13 protein-coding genes and 4 pseudogenes are annotated in these 15,823 nt (G+C 33.9%); 7 read left to right on the top strand and 10 right to left on the bottom strand.

Annotated features, from left to right (window positions below; genetic code table 11):
- Positions 1-406: 406 nt before the first annotated feature.
- Positions 407-657, top strand: a pseudogene (locus I6L50_RS35150) (hypothetical protein).
- Between the two features lie 59 nt (positions 658-716).
- Here I6L50_RS35150 and I6L50_RS30575 read toward each other — a convergent pair.
- The 5 genes and pseudogenes from I6L50_RS30575 to I6L50_RS30555 all read right to left on the bottom strand — a co-directional run bounded on the left by I6L50_RS30575 (position 717) and on the right by I6L50_RS30555 (position 2,691).
- Positions 717-1,102 (bottom strand): annotated as a pseudogene (locus I6L50_RS30575) (ArpU family phage packaging/lysis transcriptional regulator).
- A 141-nt stretch (positions 1,103-1,243) separates the two neighbouring features.
- Positions 1,244-1,441: a hypothetical protein gene (locus tag I6L50_RS30570; protein WP_219304061.1), complete on the bottom strand. Its 198-nt coding sequence runs from the start codon at positions 1,439-1,441 to the stop codon at positions 1,244-1,246.
- Between the two features lie 4 nt (positions 1,442-1,445).
- A complete protein-coding gene (locus tag I6L50_RS30565) occupies positions 1,446-1,790 on the bottom strand; it encodes a DUF1064 domain-containing protein (protein WP_219303958.1) in 345 nt (114 codons plus the stop codon).
- A gap of 78 nt (positions 1,791-1,868) precedes the next feature.
- Positions 1,869-2,042 carry a hypothetical protein gene (locus I6L50_RS30560; RefSeq protein ID WP_219303957.1) on the bottom strand — a complete coding sequence of 58 codons (174 nt, stop codon included), beginning with the start codon at positions 2,040-2,042 and terminating at the stop codon, positions 1,869-1,871.
- A 46-nt stretch (positions 2,043-2,088) separates the two neighbouring features.
- Positions 2,089-2,691 (bottom strand): DUF6944 family repetitive protein, encoded by a 603-nt coding sequence (locus I6L50_RS30555; RefSeq protein ID WP_219303956.1) that lies wholly within the window; start codon positions 2,689-2,691, stop codon positions 2,089-2,091.
- 2,690 nt (positions 2,692-5,381) lie between these two features.
- Between I6L50_RS30555 and I6L50_RS30550 the strand changes: the two genes are divergently transcribed.
- Complete coding sequence (locus tag I6L50_RS30550) at positions 5,382-5,573, top strand: hypothetical protein (protein ID WP_219303955.1); 192 nt, start codon at positions 5,382-5,384, stop codon at positions 5,571-5,573.
- Between the two features lie 381 nt (positions 5,574-5,954).
- Here I6L50_RS30550 and I6L50_RS30545 read toward each other — a convergent pair whose 3' ends face one another.
- Both I6L50_RS30545 and I6L50_RS35145 read right to left on the bottom strand, forming a co-directional pair.
- Positions 5,955-6,176, bottom strand: coding sequence for a hypothetical protein (locus tag I6L50_RS30545; RefSeq protein WP_257475440.1), 222 nt, complete (start codon positions 6,174-6,176; stop codon positions 5,955-5,957).
- A 525-nt stretch (positions 6,177-6,701) separates the two neighbouring features.
- On the bottom strand, positions 6,702-6,836 hold the full coding sequence (locus I6L50_RS35145; RefSeq protein WP_257475439.1) for a hypothetical protein: 135 nt from the start codon (positions 6,834-6,836) through the stop codon (positions 6,702-6,704).
- Between the two features lie 77 nt (positions 6,837-6,913).
- On the opposite strand from I6L50_RS35145, the gene I6L50_RS30540 reads away from it, so the two are divergent.
- Entirely contained in the window at positions 6,914-7,291 is a 378-nt protein-coding gene (locus I6L50_RS30540; RefSeq protein ID WP_219303953.1) for a DUF2513 domain-containing protein, read from the top strand.
- Here I6L50_RS30540 and I6L50_RS30535 read toward each other — a convergent pair.
- Together I6L50_RS30535 and I6L50_RS30530 are read right to left on the bottom strand one after the other, a co-directional pair.
- Positions 7,288-7,476: a hypothetical protein gene (locus I6L50_RS30535; RefSeq protein WP_219303952.1), complete on the bottom strand. Its 189-nt coding sequence runs from the start codon at positions 7,474-7,476 to the stop codon at positions 7,288-7,290. The two genes, I6L50_RS30540 and I6L50_RS30535, sit on opposite strands and share 4 nt — an antisense overlap.
- A 116-nt stretch (positions 7,477-7,592) precedes the next feature.
- Positions 7,593-8,264 (bottom strand): annotated as a pseudogene (locus tag I6L50_RS30530) (phage antirepressor); the annotation flags it as partial.
- On the opposite strand from I6L50_RS30530, the pseudogene I6L50_RS30525 reads away from it, so the two are divergent.
- From I6L50_RS30525 to I6L50_RS30510, 4 genes and pseudogenes are all read left to right on the top strand, one after another.
- Positions 8,258-8,548 (top strand): annotated as a pseudogene (locus I6L50_RS30525) (LPXTG cell wall anchor domain-containing protein); the annotation flags it as partial. The pseudogenes I6L50_RS30530 and I6L50_RS30525 sit on opposite strands and share 7 nt — an antisense overlap.
- A gap of 346 nt (positions 8,549-8,894) precedes the next feature.
- Entirely contained in the window at positions 8,895-10,403 is a 1,509-nt protein-coding gene (locus I6L50_RS30520) for a spore germination protein (protein ID WP_219303951.1), read from the top strand.
- Positions 10,390-11,493 carry a GerAB/ArcD/ProY family transporter gene (locus I6L50_RS30515; protein WP_219303950.1) on the top strand — a complete coding sequence of 368 codons (1,104 nt, stop codon included), beginning with the start codon at positions 10,390-10,392 and terminating at the stop codon, positions 11,491-11,493. The genes I6L50_RS30520 and I6L50_RS30515 overlap by 14 nt, the downstream gene beginning before the upstream one ends.
- A complete protein-coding gene (locus I6L50_RS30510; RefSeq protein WP_219303949.1) occupies positions 11,490-12,617 on the top strand; it encodes a Ger(x)C family spore germination protein in 1,128 nt (375 codons plus the stop codon). The genes I6L50_RS30515 and I6L50_RS30510 overlap by 4 nt, the downstream gene beginning before the upstream one ends.
- A 296-nt stretch (positions 12,618-12,913) precedes the next feature.
- Here I6L50_RS30510 and mgtA read toward each other — a convergent pair whose 3' ends face one another.
- Positions 12,914-15,607, bottom strand: a complete 2,694-nt coding sequence (mgtA, locus tag I6L50_RS30505) for a magnesium-translocating P-type ATPase (RefSeq protein WP_219303948.1) — start codon at positions 15,605-15,607, stop codon at positions 12,914-12,916.
- Between the last annotated feature and the right edge of the window lie 216 nt (positions 15,608-15,823).

Below are 15,823 nucleotides of genomic sequence, written 5' to 3'. Positions count from 1 at the left end.
TAGAAACAGCATGACGAATGCGGGTTATTCCACACCCGCCATACTGGAATATGTCATTTATATTGGTCTTTTCGTCTTAACGCGGGTTCTTACCGCCTTGCCCGCCATACTATGCGGTATACGTTACCGTGACATTCTCTCATCATAACGTTTCACTTATAGGTGTACTAATCCTCTTTGATATGCGGTTGTCAAAGGGCTTGTACATTAAGAATACCGTTGATTTCATTATCAAAATCCCCCCTATTTAGTCCCCATTTTTGTCGGCATTTTGTCGAAGTTTTTAAAAACATAAACATTCCAATTTATTATATTTTTTCTTTTTTGATAATATTTGTATCCAGTTCAGGTAATAATATCACATAATTAAAATATTATAATTTTATAAAAGTAAGGATGGTTAGACATGACGGTACAACAAGAAAAAGTAACAAGGCGCATTGTTTGTAGGAAATGTAAATCAGATCAAATAGTCGGTAATAAGCGTGGTTATAATTTCAAAAGGGCGTTTTTTATTCTGTTTCTTCTGTTAGGTACACTTATAACTATTGGAATAGCTTCTAATTTTATATAACTTTATTCAGTGGATTTGTTGGTAGTAAGTATATTGTTAATGGCTGCATGAATTGCGGGCATACATGGCTGCCTAAAAAATAAAACATAAAAAGCCAAATGGATAGTTAATTAGAAACTGTCAATTTGGCTTTTTTGTATTATTAAATCATCCCTAAAGATGTAGCAATCAATCGAATTACATTTTTCTTCTTATAGTATAAGTGATCTTTCTTCATCGATAATTCAGTGTAAATAAAGCTGTCTTTCGGCCTATCTGCATTTAAGTATTTCCTCTTGATAATCTCTGCCTCGTCATAATCCAAAACATACTGTAAAGCCTTATCGATCTGCTTGAACTTGATATTGCTAATATGTCTCGTATCTCTAATCTCTGGAACAAACTAATTCCTTCGTGTTTTAACTCCACTTCATTCTCAAAACGAGTTTTCAATGCGCGGTATTCCTTTAGTATTTTCACTACTTCTTTCTGAACTTGTTTCTCTGTCTCTCTATCGATAGCTGTTAATAATGTTAATTGTCTCTCCATGAAGTAATCCCCCCTATTTCTGAATTTATCTTTTTAACATCACGTCAGATACGTGAAATTTTACTATCTCATTGTTGAATAAGGGAACATCGCGCATTAACATAGCCCCCACCACACTATTGCGCATTGTTCCGTTATCCATTAAGCTGATGCTTTTTTATTCATGGCTTCTATCTTCTTATCCTCATCATGAATTCTCCAGCCATCATTAAAATGGTCCCCTAACTCCTGATACTTAAATACATCGAATTTCGTAACGTACTGATTATCTCCAAACCCTGTCTCTTTTGGGAATAACATGTATTCTCTTGTACCTTCGTATCTTCCAATAACACTCAACCCTTTATGATCTCGTCCATTCGCCTAACTTCTTGTCCCATATCACAACGATTAACTCCTGTTTGTTTAAGTACTCCCATAACTTCTTACGCAACGGAAACCCCTCGTTTATTGCCTTCTTATGGCCTTTCACATCTACCGTCTCCACACGTCCATCTGAATACGTTACACGAAAGTCCGGTGTAAATCTCATAGCTGACTTTTCCGACTTGCCACTCTTTGTTATACTGCTTTTAATCGTGAATGTTGGAATTAGTTCATACTCGGGATGAACATCTATTTGCAAGACGTCATCCCTTGTTTTTAGGTACTTATAATAGTCACATTCTGTTTTACTATCGAATTTCATATCATCATATATAACTTCTTTATTTCTAATCTTTGGTTTCGCTGTTTTCTTTTCTTAATCAACTAGTAACCTCACTTTCTATTCCATTTGTTCTTTGCACTCTTCAAGAAAGTCGATAACTTCCTGAATACGCCCCATTGTTGTCATACTCTCCATTACGTATCCTTCATCGTAATAAACATTGACCTTGCTTCCGTTAAACTCCATTCCTAACATTCCATCATCACCTAATAGCTTTACGTTATCCTCCATTCTTTTAACCTCGCTTTCTATTCAAAGGATTATTTTATTAAATCCTCTATGAATTATTTTCTTCTATCTCTTGGCTTTCTTCTCTTATTTGACCAATTAATGAAACTACTGAACCGACTGCTTGGACCCAACTCCCCATAATCACTATAAGCTGCCCATCCTCCTCATCACCTTCCGAAATTCCCTCCACTTTATCCCTACTAGCTTTCAATTCATCTATCCCCCCTATTGCCTGAAATGAATTACCCGTCGCTTGTAACACATTTCCGACAATGTTATAAGATTCATCTATATTTGAACTATCCTCTATTTCCCCACCTATTGCTGTAACACCGCCTAATGCCTGTACCCAATTCCCTGCAATTACTAATTTTTTTTGCGTTTCATCTTCAAAATCTATAATGAGTCCTGTTAGTACCGTTACATTACCAATTGATTGGATTCCGTGACCAATCAATTCGAAGGATATTTCTCCTTGCCCATCAGCTTCCAGACTGTTCCCCGTTGCCTGTAATACATTGCCCCATATGCTCAAGTCTTTTCTTAATTCGCTGTTCAATCTTTTTAAAGGTGTACTCCCAAGCGCAGCAATAATTGTCCCTACTGTAACAAACCAGGCGCCAACTATCTCCTTAATCGGATCATCCATTCTCAATCTATCCCGTCATTAATTTATTACTTACAGGATATGAATTGGCACATATCCTGGTTAATATCTTACTTCTCTCCCTCTGAATAAAACTCAATATTCTGTCAATAATACAGAAACATGGTTATCCTTTCTCTGTTTTCCTTGGGTGAGCAGTTAGCTTTTGCTAGCTGCTCTTTTGTGATTCATCGTCACATTCTGATGAAATGTTCATATATTATCTCGAAGCAAAAACCCTAATTTACTTTTCAATATCTTACTTTTCTCTTAAAGAGCACTTTATTTAGTGCTCTTTTTGGTGTTTCAAATTTCTACAAAATGAAATTTTTATTGAGTTTCTTCATACTGAATAATATTTCCAAGCCCGTTTATGCTAATACGGTAACCTTAAGTTACAGATTATGAAACATTGCTTGTAGGGCCTAATTTTCTTTTGTACAACAAGTGGTTAGCTGATTAAGCTGGCTACTTTGTTGTGCCAAGTGATTTTTTCTCAATATCTAACATATAGAAATCAGATTCCATTTTTGGTAATATATATGTAATCTCTATATGCTTAGCTTTATTAAAAGGACCCACCCCCTCACTGTGGGTCCTTTTAAATGTTTTCTACTAAAATAGCGTTTTTGTTTAAAAATTATCACCTTTGTTTGGTGATATTTATATATATAATGCATATACTTTTACTAACCAGTTACCTCTTTAATATATACTTAGTGCCATTCCTTTTTATCAAGACAGCAAACCCCTCCGTTTGTTGTCTTTTCATTCAAATAACGATTTTATTAAAAATTTTTCACCTTTTAACTGGACAAGCATATGTTATTGTATGGAGACTCTTCACTCATAGAAATCTACCTTTCTTGTCGAAGAGCATACTTATATGTGTGCTCTTTTTCGCTTGTTATGAAATAAAGATTTCGTTCATTTTTTGATACATTTATGAAACATTCATGTGTTATCTTCATTAAGTCCTTTTAAAAACAGAAAGATTTATTATGTAAAAGACCCTAGTCCCCTCTAGGGTTTTTTACGTTCAAATAAGGATTTTGTTTAATTACTTCTAGATTCCACTTGACCATTTTCTTTAGTGACATGCTCCATAACTCCAAGTAAGGCATACAATATTAAAAATTCACTCGTGAAAATCTGATTACGATTTTTTGAATTTTTTATATCTCATGAGACATTTACCTGCCTTACTAAGAGTGCATATAAAAATGTGCTCTTTTTATTTGTTGTTAAATAAGAATTTTATTCAGTTTCACTCTAAAAGTAAAATTTTCATTTTTTCATTCAACCAAGTTCATAACATATTCTTTTCTTCCCATAAAATAATGATTAGGTGCCCCACGCACCTTTTATTCACTGGAAATAATACCTTTTACGCACTTACGTATTAGAAACTTCATTTCTGCTTCTTCTGCAATAGCAATTTTGTTCACTTTTTTGATACATTTATGAAACATTCACATGCTATCTTCAATATGTTCTATTCTTTTTGAAAAACCATGTGAGAATACCAAAACAATAAACCCTAGAGCCCTAACTCTAGGGTTTATTGTTTTCAAATAAGGATTTTGTTTAAATTTCTTTAACCTTATTGATTCTTTTGCATACAGTATTATCACAAGAAATTCCATAAGTGCTCCGGTCTAGTTACCTTGAATTTCTTGCAAACCTTGTACGTAGAATCCGTTTATAACAAACGGGTTCTTTTATTTATTCGTCATAGTTGCGATAGGTAAGACTTTGAAGTTATCTCCATCTTTTCCCCCGCTTAACACTGTACGTGCGACTTTCATCGCATACAGCGCCCCATCTTATTCTTCTATACTAAAGCAACTAGATTACAAACAATGTTGTACTCATCAACGTATTCATTCCCCTTTCTTACGAAAGGTCACATCATCTTACTCGATCCTGTGAGTTACATCTAATTGATTTAGTTTTCAACGAACAAGACTAGGGACTATCCCTCCACATCTATTACATGCTTCTTCGGTACTATGTCCCCACCTTCACAAGAATGAAGCAATTTCGGTTCGTTAGAACCTTATATGCACCTGTCTTCTAGTAGGCTTTGATGACAATTTCTTGCTTACCACGTTCCAATTGACTTAGCTATACATATATCCTTAGGTGCTTGCTTTAAGCCTGTTATCTTTACACCTTCATCGTTAGATGTTCCGAATTTCATATCATTTGCTCTTACTTTTCGGTAGATAACGTCGTCATTAACGACATACAAATTTCTAATGTATTAATAGTTTAGACCCGTACATTCGCAAGTTCTCCAGTCCGTTAGGACATTCTCACCGTAGGTATTTTGTAGCATCCCGACCTATCCATTACCATATGATTTCTCACTTAGGTTTTGTTCAGCCGACTTCACCTAGCTTCATACAATTTGTGACTACTATCACTCCATGCATGTAGGAGTATCAGATAAGTAGTTTCAGCTCAACCTGACGGCTTTCATTCCTACTTTCAGTCAATCAGTTGTTGTTATTAAATTGATAACCCTCCTATTTCGTGTTTACACACTTATAAGGAAACGTGTCGCGCAAATAACTAGTTTGTTGAATTTCTCAATTCACAAAGTACTAACTTTATAAAATGAGTTCATATATATTTATTGAATACATTTTAAGTTCTTATAACATCCAATAATTTAGGAGTTGATTAATATGTCAAGTAAACCGCTGGCTATAACGCTTCCTCCTATATCAAAAACCAAAATTACATTTTATTCTTCTGGCCAAGTAATTAACCACACTTTTTTAACGAATGAAACTTCAGAACCTATCGCAACGTTTGCATATTGTCCAATTGACTTTGAAAGATTTGAAACTAAAAGAATGCCCGTCCTTATAAAATAATTTTTAATTCTCATTTACGAATTATTTTTTTTACATTACACATACTATCCTCAAGTTAGCTACACTCTTTCAAAACGGAGCTTTACCCCTCCGGACTGTTCAGGCACATGGCAGGTGATTTGGTCAATTACCTGCCATTTCCGATTAAAATAACGCTTTTTGTTTAATAAAAACCAATTAACTATAATTTGAAAAATCGGAAACATTTACTCAATGTTTTTTCTGAATACTCATGCTATTATTTATGTGCTGGTGTTCACCATCCCAAGAACTCAGTAATTTCATCCACAGACTCAACTCTCACCCTTCTGAGAGTTGAGTTTTTATTTATATGATTATCCCCATCCCCTCTGCATATTTGTACAAAATTCAAATTTTGTCTTACTTTACTCCTGTAGATCCAAACCCATCAACGCCGCGCTCGCTACCCGATAGCTCGTCCACCTCAACAAAATGAGCTGTTTCCGCGTGTAGGTAATTGCCACCAAAATCTAAGCAACTTTCACCAAAGTAGATTTCACCTTCGCAACCACAACATAGTTCAATGAAGTCTCTTGCTGATGAATCTTGACGATTGCCAATTAACATTCCATTTTCAATCATTTCCAATTCCTCCTTATTTACTTCTGGAGAAATGATTTGGTATAATGTAAGTAGAACGATTTACATTTCTTTTCTCCAAACCGTCCTAGGCGTAGGGCGGTTTTTTATTTTCTCAATATCAATTAACGAATGATTCTGTTAATATCTAATTACCGATATGTGTATCAACCAGCCTGTGCTTCTGTACGGGCTTTTTATGATGCTTTCACGCATCGGAATATCCAGGAACCCATTTGCTAGGTGGGGAATACCATTAGATTGCTGAATATTCAGACAAACGAACACTTGTCCTATTAACTCTATAAAGACGCTATTGCAAACATATTCCCTTATAGCTTCTATGGATTATCAGCTTTTTTCATAATTTTTATCTTTGTTTTTTATATTCACATTTCTGCAACATCTTTATATAATGTTTTAATGAATTTCGTGCTAAAATTATAACATTCCAAGAAGTCCTTTACTTTTAGAATCGACAATTCTTCAATACCCTAGTCTTGCCCTACATCCCCTGTAGGGCTTTTATCATTTAGTTAGAGTGATATACTTGTATGTTTCCTCAACCTTATCTGCGCTGTTATGTACACCCTTCGCGCTTAAATCCTTTATGATCCACAAGATTTTCTTTCCTTCGTATTCATCACGCTGCTGTTTGTCCATTACCTTACCACCCTATTTATCTATTACTCTGTTAATTTGGTATAATATCCCTATCAAATAAGATAGGAAATGCATTTATGAAACTAAATCATGAATGTATACGGGATTTATTATTAACCGTTGAAGAATCAACTACTGATGAGACATTATCACTTAATTTTCTACCCCAAAAACAGCGTTTAGAGCATTACCAAGTTGATGATATAGCTTATACTATCCAACGTTTAAAAGAGGCTGGTTATCTAAATGTCATGGATATCACGACATCTGATGGATACAGTGTAGTAATTAATTCAATTACCTGGAACGGACACCAATTCCTCGATAATATACGTGACAAAAGTATTTGGGAAAAAACTAAAGAAAAAGCATCCGTTGTCGGTGGCGTATCTCTTCCAATACTGTCGGAACTTGCTAAAGTTTATATTGCTGATAAATTAGGTTTAAAATCTTAAAAATTAGCTTTCATATTCCTATTTTCAATAAATTCACGAATTTCTTTTAAGAAGGATGCTTGTGCCGACACGCATTCTTCTTTACTCCAAAAGGTTAACTCTAAATTAAATTGACTTTCTTTAACATTTCCCGTTAAATTTGTCGTCTTTGCATTGTAGTTTGTAATAAACACCTTTGCATTCATTTTCATGCCTCCTTCATAAACCGTTTGTCTATCCGATCCATCAGGTAGATGAATCCAGCAAGTCTGATGACTAGAACCAGTATCATTAAATGTGAGAATGTGCTTTCTTCCATTGTTTACACCACCTTCTGTTCATTTTCCTTTTTCAGTCGGTCTTCTATGATGTAGGCTTGTCCTTTTTGCGTTACGTATGTTGTTGTCCATGTGAATGCTTCGCCATTTGGCTTCTGCTTAACACCTTGATTTACCTCAAACAATTCTCTTTCACATGCTTTTTGAGTAGGTTCTGTTGGGTTCTTAAACATTAATCCCCACTCACGTAATTTATTGAATAATCGTTTTTGTCCGATTTTGATACCTTGCTTCATAGCTAACTTTGCAACTTCACCAACTTTTAACGTTTAATCTGACTGCATGCAAGCTTCTGCGAATGTTACAAGTGGTTGTTGTGCTGCTGCAAGCTTTTCTTTCTTTTCTTTCTCTTCTTTTAATTTAGTGAGAAGACCAATTGCGAAATCTGGATTAGTTACCGCTTGTTCCAGGACCTGATCTGTCATGTATGCTCCGTGTTTACGAATTGTTGGAAGCACTTCACTTGTTACCCACTTTTTGAATGATTTCGCTTCTTTTTTACGTGATCTCAAGATTGAGGAATACAATCCAGATTCATTAATAACCGTTAATTTTTGCACCCCTTGAACGGTCTGTATATTGTACAGACCGTTTTCATCTTTATCTAGTGTTCTTGTCATCGCGCTCGCTTCACTAAAACCTAAGATGTCGGATACCAACGAGCGCAAATACTACAACAGACAATAAAGAGACTATTAAGCCTCAAGAACAAGCTAAGCAGGAAAATACACAACAAGAAAATACACAACAAAACAACCATGCAACAAACGATAATAAGCAAGAACAAACTAAACAAACAGCTGTAAAGGCTGAAACAAAAAAACAAGGTGAAAAGTTACCTAATACAGCATCAAACGGTGTTACAATGATGCTTGCAAGTGCTGCTTTAGTATTAGCAGGCTCAATTCTTGTATTCTGTCGTAAAAAAACGAATGCCTAAACTAATCTATATTTTTTGTTGCACTTTGTATCCTTTGTTTATGTCCTAAGAAAAGCGACCGCCCGTAATAGGCGGTCTTTTTACGTTTACCTGTAACGCCTACCTTTCGAGTTCGTCTAACTTTTTGAGGAATGTCAATTCCGCTTCTAAAAACGCAATACGTGCTTCCTTTCCCACGGCATTCTGTATAAAAGCCTTCCTCACCAATCACAGCTGAGTTGAAATTTCGTTCTGGGGGTGCCACAAAACTTCAAGTTGATAGCGATGTGTTGCTATCCCAATGAATAAAATTTGATTATATAAAAATAATAAAAACACGACTGTTATACGTAAAGAGGTGTAAATCATGTCTTTAAATGAAAAGACCTTAGAAACCATGGAAAATACCATTGTTGAAACTATCCAGACAAATAATTTACAAGAACTTAAGAATACATTAGAACAGATCTTTGATATTTCTGCCGATTTAGTCGAACATCCATTACAATTAAAAACAAAAACGAATGTTTTACTATATTATTTTGAAGGTCTGACAGATGGTTTTGCACTAAAAGGAAATGTCGTTACACCATTATTACAAGAAGTAAATGAAGACAGGAAAGTATTTAATTCTAATATTATTGCTACTTATACAAAAACAGTATATACATGGAATGAAATTAAAAAAGGGCTGCTCGAGGGACAATGTGTACTGTTTATGGAAGGAGAAAAGAAAGCCCTTCTCATAAATACAAAGGGATGGGCAGAAAGATCGATTCAGGAACCTATTTCAGAAGTTACCATTAAAGGTTCTCATGATGGGTTTATTGAGAATGCCACTAAAAACATAGGTCTCATTCGTAGATATATTCCTTCTACTGAGTTAAAAATCAAAAAGTTGACAATCGGAGAACGGGCCACTACTTTTGTATATTTACTTTACTTAGGCGATGTAGCTAACGAAGATGTGGTACAGGAAGTGGAGACAAGAATCTGTAAAATTAAAACTGATACAGTATTGAGCGTAGGAGAATTGTCAAACTTTACAAAAGATCAAAATTGGACTCCCTTTCCACAGGCTTATTTAAGTGAACGCCCAGATGCTATTTCTAATCATATTCTTGATGGTAAAGTAGCAGTGTTAATTGATAGATCTCCTGGTGCAATGATCGTTCCAATGAATTTAATTGGATTTTTTCAGACTCCCGATGATTATAATGTACATTGGCTGATTGCATCATCTTTTCGCTTATTACGATTTTTAGGATTTATTATAGCTATATTTTTACCCGCAATATATATTGCAATGGTTTCATTCCACTTTGAAATCATTCCTTTAGATTTATATACTTCTATAGCAACGTCAAGAATTAAAGTCCCTTTCTCTCCTTTACTAGAAGCATTTATTATGGAAATCACATTAGAAATGCTTCGTGAGGCTGGTATTCGTCTACCACAACCAATTGGACAAACAATTGGAATTGTTGGAGGTATTGTAATTGGACAAGCAGCTGTTCAAGCAGGACTTGTGAGTAATGTTATGGTTATTATCGTATCTATTACTGCCATTGCATCATTTGTTGTTTCTAATTATGATTTATCAAGTTGTATTCGGCTTATTCGTTTTCCAATGATGTTATTTGCCTACTTTTTTGGAATTGTAGGTATTGTTAGTGGATTAATGCTCTTATTTGCTCATTTTGTTTCACTAACTTCCTATGGTTCACCATATGGATTGCCAATTGCACCTTTTCGTTTCCAAGAATTAAAAGATTCTTTTGTAAGATTTCCTATTTCTATGCTCACCACCCGCTCTAGTACAGGACAACCGAAACAAAGAAAGAAAAAAGAAGGTGGCTCACATGGGGAATCTTAAATTCCAAAGTATAACCTTATTCGAATATATTGTTTTCATCCATTCACTGCAACTTGCATCAGGTATGTTAATTATGCCAAGCCCACTTGCTACTACCGCTGGTACAGACGGCTGGATTTCTATCATTCTGGGATGGATAATTACTTCTATAATTGGCGTAATTATTATATTAATGTTACAAAAAAATCCTAACAAAAATTTCTCTCAGATCTTAAATGCATACTTTGGTAAATGGCTAGGAACAATTTTTCTTCTTTTATATGCCTTTTATCTATTTTTTGCTGGTTTTAATACTTTATTAAAGGCAACTGATATTGTAAAAGTATGGATATTCCCTTCCACTCCTGCTTATCAAATCTCCATATTATTACTATTGCCTTTTATTATTTTAGCCCTAAGTGGGATAAGGGCTCTTACTAGTTATTCTATGCTTGTTTTCTTCTTCACTACTTGGATGCCACTATTTCTTCTTTTTTCACTAAAGAGTAACTACAATCCTTTACACCTACTACCTATTTTTAAAGATGGCTTATCCCCTATTGTAAAGGCAACAAAAGAAACCATTACTCCTTATGCGGGCTTAGAAATTGCATATTTTATTTATCCGTTCTTACAAAAAAAACAAAAAGCCATAAAAGGAATACTAATAGCGAATACTGGAACCATGTTTTTCTATCTATATGTGACTATTCTTTCTTATATATACTTTAGTCCGGAGGGGATAAAAGACGTAATTTGGCCAGTATTTCATCTGTTAAAAGGAGTTCGTTTTTCTTTCATAGAACGATTAGAAATTATATATATCGCTTACTATTTGATTGTATTTTCCACTACAATATATCCGTATTTATTTTTCAGTTTCGAATCTGTGACCATTTTATTTCAAAAAACCGTTCGCAATTGGGTGCTGGTTGGTTTTATGGTATTAATAGTCGGCTTATTCGTTTTTCTAAATCCCGATGTGGATCAATATTTATTTATATATTCTCTTATGGATATCTTAAATATCACTTTCTTTATTCTATTACCAATCTTCTTTTTCGCTTACAGCATTGTTTTTACTTGGTTTACTAGGAGGAAACAGCTTTGATTCGAAAATGGATATGGATTGTAATCTGTTGTGTATGTTTAATTGGTTGTAGTCAGAGAATTCCTCTTGAAAAAGTTTCTTTAATCCTTTTAATCGGCTTAGATAGAACTTCTAATGGAAACATAAAAGTGGGCACAAGCATACCACTCTTTCATCATAAACAGCAAAGCAGTACTGTAGAGCATTGGACGCAGGCATCAACTGTATATAATGGATTCAGTAAGATAGATACGAAGTTAACGGGCTATATGACAGCCTCCAAAGCTGAAATCATTTTAATTGGAAAAAAATTAGCGCAAGAATCAAATTGGTTGCAGGAGCTTGATTCTTCTTACCGTGATCCTTACGCTACCATTAATGCTAAAGTAGTACTTGTAGATGGACCTGCAGATGAAATTTTTAAAGTTCATAAGCCTAGTAAACCATCTCTACCATCTTATATAAATGGTGTAATCGAATCGTCTATTCAAAATAATCAATCTGTCTCTTCCACGATTCAACAATTAATGAGAGAAAAAAATGAACAGGGAATGACGCAAACTGTTCCCATTATCAAGAAAACAAATAATGAAATTGATACGGTAGGAATTGCATTTTTAAATCATCAAGGAAAGTACTTAACGAAGATTCCTAAAACCGATGTGAAGTTTTTCAACCTTATTAATAAGTCAAAAAATACAGGTCGGATAATACTACACCTTGTTCTTTCTCCAAAAAAATCTGATAAAAAGCCAAATACGTCTGTTTTCGTACAAAATGCAAAGAGAAAAATTAGTGTTGATTTCCAAAAAGGTAAATTTATTTTTAATATAGATGTAAGTATGAATGTATCCTTAATTGAAAAAACCAACGGACACTTAACTAAAACTCCTTTACATGGTAATAAGAATATAGGTAGATTGGAACATGAAATCCAGGAAGAGTTCAATAAAAAATTACAAGGCATGTTACAGGATATGCAGAGAAATAAAATTGATCCAATTGGTTTATCATTACACGCTAGAGCTTTTCAATATAAAGAATGGAAAAAGGTAAAAGAAGATTGGTTGCGCGCTTTTTCAAAAGCTAAAATACGTGTGAATACACACGTTAAAATAAAAGATACAGGAACAATTAGAAATTAAACTATCTAGATTATTTTTAGCCAAGAAAACTTCCCCCTCAATTTGTGTGAAAGTGCATAGCATCAATAAGTTAAGTGGAAGATGAATTCACCTTTTCTGTAGGGAAACATTTGTTTCTAGGGTATATATGGTTCTGCTGCAAAGTTTCTCAAGAGATAAACAGAGGCATGAATATATGAGGAAATATTATGAGGCTACTAGTAATTCCTGTAATTCATGATATACCGAAAAGGCGAAGTCTCCAAAGAGACTCCGCCTTTTCAACGTACAATGAACTTCAACAAAATGTTTTAGTTTTAAAGCCATCGATTAAACTTCCTGATGTATATTCTCTTTATAATTTCAGTAACTAGAGCATATATTGTTAAAATTCCAAATAACCACGGGAAATAATTCAACGGAAGTGGAGTTAAGCCAATTTGGGTACTTAACCTGGTAAATGGAAGGGAAATCCCTATAATCATAACTAAACCTGTAAGTATCAAAACAGGTCTAGCAGCCGTACTTTGTAGAAAAGGAATATGTTGAGTACGAATCATATGCACAATTAATAATTGTGTTAGTAACCCTACTACGAACCAACCCGTTTGAAATAAGGATTGCATTTCAAGAATATTTGCACCAAATATATTCCACATTACAATAAAAATGATTATATCAAAAACACTACTTACCGGCCCAATAAGAATGATAAAACGAAATAAATCTTTTGTATCCCAACTTCTTGGTTTCACTAAAAATTCATTGTCTACTTTATCCCATGGAATTGAAAGTTGGGATAGATTATATAGTAAGTTTTGACATAATATTTGAATTGGTAACATTGGAAGAAAAGGAAGAAATGCGCTTGCCATTAATAAACTTAATACATTTCCAAAATTTGAACTTGCTGTCATCTTAATATACTTCAGTATATTTCCAAACGTTGTCCGTCCTTCCACAATAGCATCTTCTAATACATGTAAATTCTTTTCTATAAGTATAATATCTGAACACTCTTTAACGATATCATCTGCTGTATGGATAGATACACCAACGTCAGACTGTTTTAAAGCAAACACATCGTTAATTCCATCCCCCATAAATCCAACTGTATGGCCATTCATTTGAAGTGCCTTAATAATACGAAATTTTTGACTAGGATTTAATTTTGCGAACACACTTGTTTTACTTGCAAGTTTTACCAATGCTTTATCAGGAAGACTATCTATTTCATAACCCAGTACTGGTTCTCCTATATACAAGCCCATTTTCCTACATACATTTCTTGTCACGGACTCATTATCACCAGTTAAAATTTTCACTTGTACCCCTTTCTTTTGTAGAGTATGAAGTGCAGCCATAGCCGATTGTTTGGGTGGATTTGAAAAACCAACATATCCAACAAGTATCATATCTGATTCATCATCAATAGAGTAACTCCCCACTTTATCACTCTTTAACTGCTTATATGCAACTGCAACAGCTCGCATCCCACGTTCCTGCCAGAGCTCAATTAAGTGTTTATTTTTACGTTGGATTTCATCTGTAATAGGAATTATCTTATTATTTTCTTTTATATAACTACAAATTGATATAACTTCTCTAACAGCACCTTTACATAGCATTATTCGTTCGCTAGCATTTGTTTCTACAACAACTGAAACTCGTCTTCGATTAAAATCAAATGGGCATTCATCTATTTTTGAGTATTGAGATATATCATATTCACTACTATCTCTTACATAACGCATAACCGATAGATCAATTTCATTTTTATATGCTGTATGAAAGTAACTATTTAAATACGCTAATTTCAAAACCTTATCCGACTTTTCTCCATTTGTATCTGTATATCGTACCAGGTCCATTTTATCTTCTGTCAATGTGCCTGTCTTGTCGGTACAGAGAATATCCATAGCTCCGAGATTATGGATAGAAGATAGTTGTTTTACAAGTACCTTCTTTTTACTCATATTAATAGAACCTTTAGCCAAATTAGCGGTTACAATCATTGGAAGCATCTCTGGAGTAAGTCCAATCGCTACAGCTAAAGCGAATAAAAATGCCTCATACCAATTCCCATTTATAACTCCATGTATCATCATAACAATTGGTGTCATGATAATCATAAATTTAATTAATAGCCAGCTAACTTTGCTTACCCCTTTATCGAATCTAGAATCAGATCTCTTGTTCAGTTTAAATTGATTCTTTGCTATTGAACCAAAGTAAGTATCTGTTCCAGTACCCACAACTATTGCTTTTGCGGTACCACTTATAATATGAGTTCCCATAAAACAGAGATTTTCCAATTCGATCAAATTTTGGATTTTTCTAATTTTACGTTTTTTGTACATATGGAAATACTGATTTGTTTTAACAATGGGTAACGCTTCCCCTGTTAGTGATGATTGATTTACAAGTAAATTTTCCGATGAGATGATTCGTACATCTGCAGGTACTATATTCCCGGCAGATAATTCTATAATATCCCCTGGTACAAGATTCTCAAGAGCAACTTGTACCTTTCCACTTTCTTCTAATACCGCCCTCTTATTTTCCTTATATAAAACATCTCCTCCCCTGAGAACAGTTACCCTTTCATATACAAGATTTTTTAATTTTTCTATAGACTTCTGAGAACGAATTTCTTGTATGAACCGAATTAACACACTTACAGCCACCATAATCCCTACAATAATAGTACCCTTTATATCATTAGTAAGAAAAGATAACATCCCTAATATTATTAGAAGAGAAATAAACGGACTTCTAAAAGAATTAAATAATGTTATATACCATTTTATTCTTTTTTGATAAATCACTTTATTTTCCCCATATACTTCAAGCCGCTTAGTAGCTTCTTCCTGAGAAAGTCCATGAGACGATGTTTTAAAAAAAGCAAACGTCGACTCAACATCACTTTTTGCAATTTCACTTAGCATTTTATAATTTTTTCCTAGTACTTCCTGATTATAAAAAGATTTTTTTTTATTAGATCGCAACAACTTAACCTCCTACCCATTAAATAAAATCCCCCTGTTTTTTCAAAATATAATTTTAAAGCTACATTTTTATAATCACCTTGAATTTTCAATCAAATTTAGAAGTGCAATTGCACTTAAATAGTATTATTCTCACCGTAAAAAGTAATTTTTATTTATAAGTTTCCTCTTATTAGCAGCAAAAATTTTGAATATAATGTGGTCTGTCGCAAGTATAAT

This window comes from Bacillus sp. FDAARGOS_1420 (assembly GCF_019344915.1).
Taxonomy (GTDB): domain Bacteria; phylum Bacillota; class Bacilli; order Bacillales; family Bacillaceae_G; genus Bacillus_A; species Bacillus_A mycoides.
This window is presented reverse-complemented; position numbering and strand designations above follow the sequence as displayed.